The 5955-nt window shown below is 63.3% G+C and carries 5 protein-coding genes and 1 pseudogene; 4 read left to right on the top strand and 2 right to left on the bottom strand.

Translation table 11 applies throughout. From position 1 onward, the window contains the following. The 4 genes from DF200_RS10410 to DF200_RS10425 all read left to right on the top strand — a co-directional run. Positions 1 to 552, top strand: a 552-nt coding sequence (locus DF200_RS10410) for a glucose-6-phosphate dehydrogenase (RefSeq protein WP_500676579.1), incomplete at its 5' end; no start/stop codon positions are given. Continuing rightward, on the top strand, positions 549 to 1484 hold the full coding sequence (locus DF200_RS10415) for a glucose-6-phosphate dehydrogenase assembly protein OpcA (protein ID WP_109138200.1): 936 nt from the start codon (positions 549 to 551) through the stop codon (positions 1482 to 1484). The genes DF200_RS10410 and DF200_RS10415, both read left to right, overlap by 4 nt. Before the next feature lie 244 nt (positions 1485 to 1728). Continuing rightward, a complete protein-coding gene (gene pgl / locus DF200_RS10420) occupies positions 1729 to 2520 on the top strand; it encodes a 6-phosphogluconolactonase (protein WP_109138201.1) in 792 nt (263 codons plus the stop codon). A 241-nt stretch (positions 2521 to 2761) separates the two neighbouring features. Then, entirely contained in the window at positions 2762 to 3919 is a 1158-nt protein-coding gene (locus DF200_RS10425; RefSeq protein ID WP_109138199.1) for an ATP-binding protein, read from the top strand. A gap of 164 nt (positions 3920 to 4083) precedes the next feature. On the opposite strand, the gene gnd is transcribed toward DF200_RS10425, so the two are convergent. Together gnd and DF200_RS10435 are read right to left on the bottom strand one after the other, a co-directional pair. Beyond that, the gene (gene gnd / locus DF200_RS10430; protein ID WP_109138202.1) at positions 4084 to 5538 is read right to left on the bottom strand and encodes an NADP-dependent phosphogluconate dehydrogenase; all 1455 of its coding nucleotides are present in this window, start codon (positions 5536 to 5538) and stop codon (positions 4084 to 4086) included. Between the two features lie 124 nt (positions 5539 to 5662). After that, positions 5663 to 5955, bottom strand: a pseudogene (locus DF200_RS10435) (pseudouridine synthase); the annotation flags it as partial.

Genomic DNA, 5955 nt, shown 5'->3' on the forward strand with positions numbered 1-5955 from the left:
CCCGGCAGCCGCCCCGACTCCCCCACCGCGACCTACGCCGCCCGCAGGCTCGACGTCGACACCCGCCGCTGGGCCGGCGTGCCGTTCTACCTGCGCACCGGCAAGCGCCTCGGCAAGCGCGTGACCGAGATCGCCGTGCAGTTCAAGCGCGCCCCGCATCTGCCGTTCGAGACGACCGCCACCCGCGAACTCGGCGCCAACGCCGTGGTCATCCGTGTGCAGCCGGACGAGGGCGTCACCCTGCGCTTCGGCGCGAAGGTGCCGGGCACCGCCATGGAGGTGCGCGACGTGAGCATGGACTTCAGCTACGGCAGCTCCTTCACCGAATCCTCCCCCGAGGCGTACGAGCGCCTGATCCTCGACGTGCTGCTCGGCGACCCGCCGCTGTTCCCGACCACCAAGGAGGTCGAGCTCTCCTGGGAGATCCTCGACCCGATTGAGGAGTTCTGGAGCACGCTCGGCCAGCCCGCCCCCTACCGCGCAGGAACCTGGGGACCGAAGGAAGCCGACGACATGCTCGCCCGCGACGGACACCATTGGAGGAAGCCATGATTTTCGACCTGCCCAACACCACCACCTCCGCCATCTCCCGCAAGATCGAGGAACTGCATGAGGAACGCGGCGAGGCCGCGCAGAGCCGCGTGCTCACCCTGCTCGTGGAGACGTACACCGAGGAGCTGGAGAACTCGCTGGAGACCGCCAACGCCGCCAGCCGCGAACACCCCTGCCGCGTGATCGTCATCGTCAAGCACGCCCGACCCGCCGACGCCGCGGAAGGCTCCACGCTCGACGCGCAGATCCGTTTCGGCGCGGACGCCGGTGCCGGCGAGATCATCGTGCTCAAGCCGGCCGACGAACTGATCCGTCACCTCGACACCCTGGTCATCCCCCTGCTCGTGCCCGACGCCCCGGTCGTGGCCTGGTGGCCCACCAAGGCCCCGGAGAACCCCTCGGTCAACGCCATCGGACGCATGGCCCGCAGCCGCATCACCGACGCGCTGCGCGCCCCGAACCCCGAGGCCGCGTTCATCGCGCTGCGCGCCCACTTCACGCCTCAGGACGTCGACATGTCGTGGACCCGCCTGACCATTTGGCGCGCGCTGCTCGTCTCCATGCTCGACCAGCCGCCGCACCTGCCCATCACGTCGGTCAAACTCACCGGTCCCACGCATGACCTGCCTTTGGAACTGCTGGCCTCCTGGATCGCCTGGAGCATGCCGAACGTGCCCGTCACCGTCGAACGCTCCGACGACCTCACCGCCATCTCCGGCGTGTACTTCACCCGTGCGGACGGCGTGCTGAGCATCGAACGCGCCGCCGAAGACACGGCCGTCATCAGCCAGCCCGGTCAGTCGCCCCAGAACGTCACCGTGCCGATCCGCACGCTCGGCGACTGCCTGAGCGAGGAGCTGCGCCGACTCGACCCCGACGAGATCTACGCCGAGGTCATCGAACACGGCTGGGGACTCATCGAACACGAGTAGTCCGCCCGACGCACAGGAAAATGGCCATGACCATCCTCAAGGAAGAGGTCATGGCCATTTTTTCGTGCGCCTAATCTGAAATCTTCGTGACATTCACGTGGACGTCATGTCACGGAAACGGCACCGTGGCATCATGCGCAACGATTCCGCGCTAATCTGACAACGATATCGACATATGCCGCGACAGGACGTGCGATCAAGGAACAATTCCGCGGCATCGTTTGTGGAGGAAGACATCATGGCAATGATCGACAGGAAAGTCATCATCTACCCGACGGCCGACGTGCTGCGCGAGGCGCTGGCGTCCCGGTTCCTGCTGAAGATCTCGGACCGTCTGGCCAAACGCCAGCGCGTGGACGTGGCGCTCACCGGAGGCACCGACGGCATCGCGATGCTGCGCACCGTGGCCTCCAGCCCGCTGTCAACGGCCGTGGACTGGAGCCGTGTGCACCTGTGGTGGGGCGACGAGCGGTTCGTCCCCGAGGACGACCCCGACCGCAACGCCCGTCAGGCACGCGAGGCATGGTTCGGCGAACTGGTGAAGAACGGCCAGATGCCGGAATCCCACATCCACGAAATGCCGGCCGACACCCGTTCCGAGGAGGAACTCGCCAACGCCACCGAAGAGGACAACTACGACGTCGTGACCAAGGCCGCGAAATCATACGAACATGAGATCGTCAAGGCGTTGGGCAAAAAGCAGGCGTTCGACATCGCCCTGTTCGGCGTCGGCCCGGACGGTCATTTCGCCTCGCTGTTCCCCAACCATCCGGTGCTGCGCAGCCACGACAAGAAGACCCGAGTGATCGGCATCACCGACTCCCCCAAGCTGCCGCCTATGCGCATCAGCCTCACCGTTCCGTTCATCCGCCGCTGCCGCCGCGTGTGGGTGTTCGCCTCCTCGCCGCGCAAGGCCGAGGCCGTGGGCAAGGCCCTCGACGGCTACAACAACCCGCACGTTCCGAGCTCCTTCGCCGGCGGCGACAAGGAGACGCTGTGGCTGCTCGACAGGGACGCCGCCGCAGACATCAAATAAACGCGCGTCGTCGATGACGTCCGTCGTCGCGTCCGTCGTCGCGACGCAACTGTGATGTGACGACTCCTCCGACATCGGCCGCCATATCAACGATTCACGCCGGCAGCACAGGTTATCCACCGTGCGGCCGGCGTATCATATGGTGCAATATGGTACGCAATGGTGCGCATTCGTGTACAATGGTGCGCATTCGTACGCAATGGTACGCATCCACTGCGCCGGACCATCAGAGAGGCCGACCATGGCAATGAATCCGTTCAAACCCACCGCAGGCAAGATGCCTCCCATCCTCATTGGCAGACAGCCGATCATCGATGATTTTTCCGAGGCATTGGACAACGGCGTAGGGGCTCCCGGCCGTATCATGCTGGTCACCGGCCAGCGAGGATTCGGCAAGACCGTGATGCTTACCGAATTTCGACGGATAGCCAAATCGCATGGCTGGGAGACCATCGGCGAAACGGCATCGGAAGGACTTGTCACCCGTCTGCTGCAGGCATTATCTCCGACAACCGGCATGCGACTCAATCAGGCGGATATCAGCCCGTCCATCGGCATCGCAGGGGTTGCCACAGCCAGCATCGGACAGGCGCACTTCTCCGTGGCCGCCAATCCCCTGACTCTCCGCAATGCCTTGAACAAACGCCTCGCAAGCCGAAAAATCGCCAAGGGCAAAGGCATTCTCATCACCATTGACGAAACACAGGCGGCAACGCATGAAGACCTCGTGGCCATCGCCACCGCCATTCAGCACGTCATCGCCGACGGCGATGAAAACAATACACCCGAAGCCGACAGGAAGGGCGTGGCCATCGTATTCGCCGGCCTTCCGTACATGGTCAACGAACTACTCGACAACAAAGTGACCACATTCCTACGCCGTGCGTTGCGCCGTGAGCTTGATGACGTCCCCACGCCGGATGTCAAAAACGCATTCATGGAGACCGTAGTCGAATCCGGCAAGGCGATTGACGAAAGAGTCGCCCTCACTGCAGCCGTCAAATCCGGCGGCTACCCGTATATGGTGCAGCTCATCGGCTACTACATGTGGCAATCAGCGCAGCGCCGCGGTTCGACAACGATCACCATAGCCGATGTCGACACAGGCATGGCAGATGCATTGCTCGCCTTCGACGACGCCGTCTGCGCACCCGCATTGGACGGAACCACCTCGGCCGAACGACTGTTCCTTGACGCCATGGCCCAGGACTCGCCCGCCCCCACACAGGTGAGCGACATCGCGGCACGCACCCGGCGCAGCCGCAGCTGGGTAAGCAAATACCGCAGCATTCTCATCAAAGACCGGCTGATTCGCGCCTCCGGACATGGACGACTGACATTTGCCGTCCCCCATTTGGGTGAGTATCTCAAATCAATACGGCAGGATTCATCATTCTGATCTGATTCCGAAGCGGAAAGACCCGGTTCCGGTCCGGCAATTAAAGACATCCTTCCGACCACATCGGAAGGATGCGCCTTACCGGCTCCGGGATTCTCGTAGGAGAACCCCTCCGCACCGAACCTAGGCGACAGTCCACCGGACTGTCGCCTACCAGGAAGAAATCAAGACTGCTTGATTTCTTCCTGGCCCGGTTCGGTCCACAACGTGTGGAAGATGCCGGGCTCGTCTACGCGCTGGTAGGTGTGGGCGCCGAAGAGGTCACGCTGGCCCTGGATGAGGGCGGCGGGCAGACGCTTCGAACGCAGGCCGTCGTAGTAGGCCAGCGAGCTGGAGAACACCGGCATCGGAATACCGAAGCTGATGGCGCGGGAGATCACGCGACGCCACGAACGCTGCACGGTCTCGACGGCGTCCTTGAAGTACGGGGCGAACAGCAGCGACACGTTGGCCTCGCCGGACTCAAACGCCTCGGAGATGCGGTTGAGGAACTGGGCACGGATGATGCAGCCGCCACGCCAGATGCGCGCCACGGCGGCGAGATCGATATCCCAGCCGTATTCCTTGGCGGCCTCGGAGATCTCGTTGAAGCCCTGCGCATAGGCCACGATCTTGGAGGCATACAGCGCCTCGCGGATGTCGTTGATGAACGCCTGACGCTCCTCCAGCGGCATCGGCACCGGGTCGCTCGGGCCTTCAAGGCCCTGCTTGGCGGCTTCGGCACGCAGCTCCGTCTGGGAGGAGAGACCGCGGGCGAACACGGCCTCGGCGATGCCCGTCACCGGCACGCCCAGAGACAGAGCGGTCTGCACGGTCCACGTGCCGGTGCCCTTCATGCCGGCGTGGTCGAGCACCACGTCGATGAACGGCTTGCCGGTCTTCTTGTCCACATGGTGGAGCACCTCGGCGGTAATCTCGATGAGGTAGGAGTTGAGCTCGGTCTTGTTCCACTCCTCGAACAGGTCACCGATCTCGGCAGGCTCCATGCCGAGGCCGCGACGCATCAGGTCGTAGCTTTCGGCGATCAGCTGCATGTCGGAGTATTCGATGCCGTTGTGCACCATCTTGACGAAGTGGCCGGCGCCGTCGGAGCCGATGTGCGTGACGCACGGCTCGCCTTCGGCCTTGGCGGAGATGCTCTCCAGGATCGGGCCGAGGGTCTTCCAGGACTCCTTGGTGCCGCCGGGCATCATGGACGGGCCGAGCAGGGCGCCCTCCTCACCGCCGGAGACGCCGCAGCCGACGAAGTGCAGGCCGCGGGCGCGGATGGCCTTCTCGCGGCGCATGGTGTCCTTGTAGTAGGCGTTGCCGCAGTCGACGATGATGTCGCCGGGCTCCATGAGATCGGCCAGCGCGTTGATCATTTCGTCGGTGGGCTCGCCGGCCTTGACCATGATGATGGCCGTGCGCGGCTTGGTCAACGATGCGACGAACTCCTCCAGCGTCTTTGCCGGAACGAACTTGCCCTCGTCGCCGTGCTTGTCGATCAGCGTCTCGGTGCGGGAGTAGTGGCGGTTGTAGACGGCGACCGTATTGCCCTTGTGCGCCAGGTTGCGAGCCAGACTCGCCCCCATCGCGGCGAGACCGACAACACCGATATTGGCTTGTGCTTCGCTCATCATTACCTTTCGATAGAACGTTATGATTGCGGTAACCGATTTCCATTTACGGCCATCGCACAATTAAAAAGTATATCATTCATAGGAAACGTAGTACTTTTTATAATCAGAGTTTTCCTGCTATTCATCCGACGATTTGCCCGCACGCAAGAGGAATGCGCGATGTGAAACAGCGGTGCTCCCCCGTATACGGATCGTCGAATTCCAACGTGCGCGCCACCAGCTGCAGCGGATCCGAGAAATCGTCGTAGGCGCGGTCGATGATGCGCGGATACATGGGGTCGCCGACGATGGGCAGCCCCAGCGAGTTCATATGCACACGGAGCTGATGCGTCTTGCCGGTACGGGGACGGAGCGTGTAGGCGCGGGTCATCGGGATTCGGCGGCGCTCGCCCCCCTCAGTCCTGCTCCTGGCTC

This window comes from Bifidobacterium catulorum, assembly GCF_003129925.1.
Classification (GTDB): domain Bacteria; phylum Actinomycetota; class Actinomycetes; order Actinomycetales; family Bifidobacteriaceae; genus Galliscardovia; species Galliscardovia catulorum.

Excerpts from the sequence above, each read along its gene's own strand:
- DF200_RS10415 (WP_109138200.1), top strand. The coding sequence starts at position 549 with ATGATTTTCGACCTGCCCAACACCACCACCTCCGCCATCTCCCGCAAG.
- pgl (WP_109138201.1), top strand. The coding sequence starts at position 1,729 with ATGATCGACAGGAAAGTCATCATCTACCCGACGGCCGACGTGCTGCGC.
- DF200_RS10425 (WP_109138199.1), top strand. The coding sequence starts at position 2,762 with ATGGCAATGAATCCGTTCAAACCCACCGCAGGCAAGATGCCTCCCATC.
- gnd (WP_109138202.1), bottom strand. The coding sequence starts at position 5,538 with ATGAGCGAAGCACAAGCCAATATCGGTGTTGTCGGTCTCGCCGCGATG.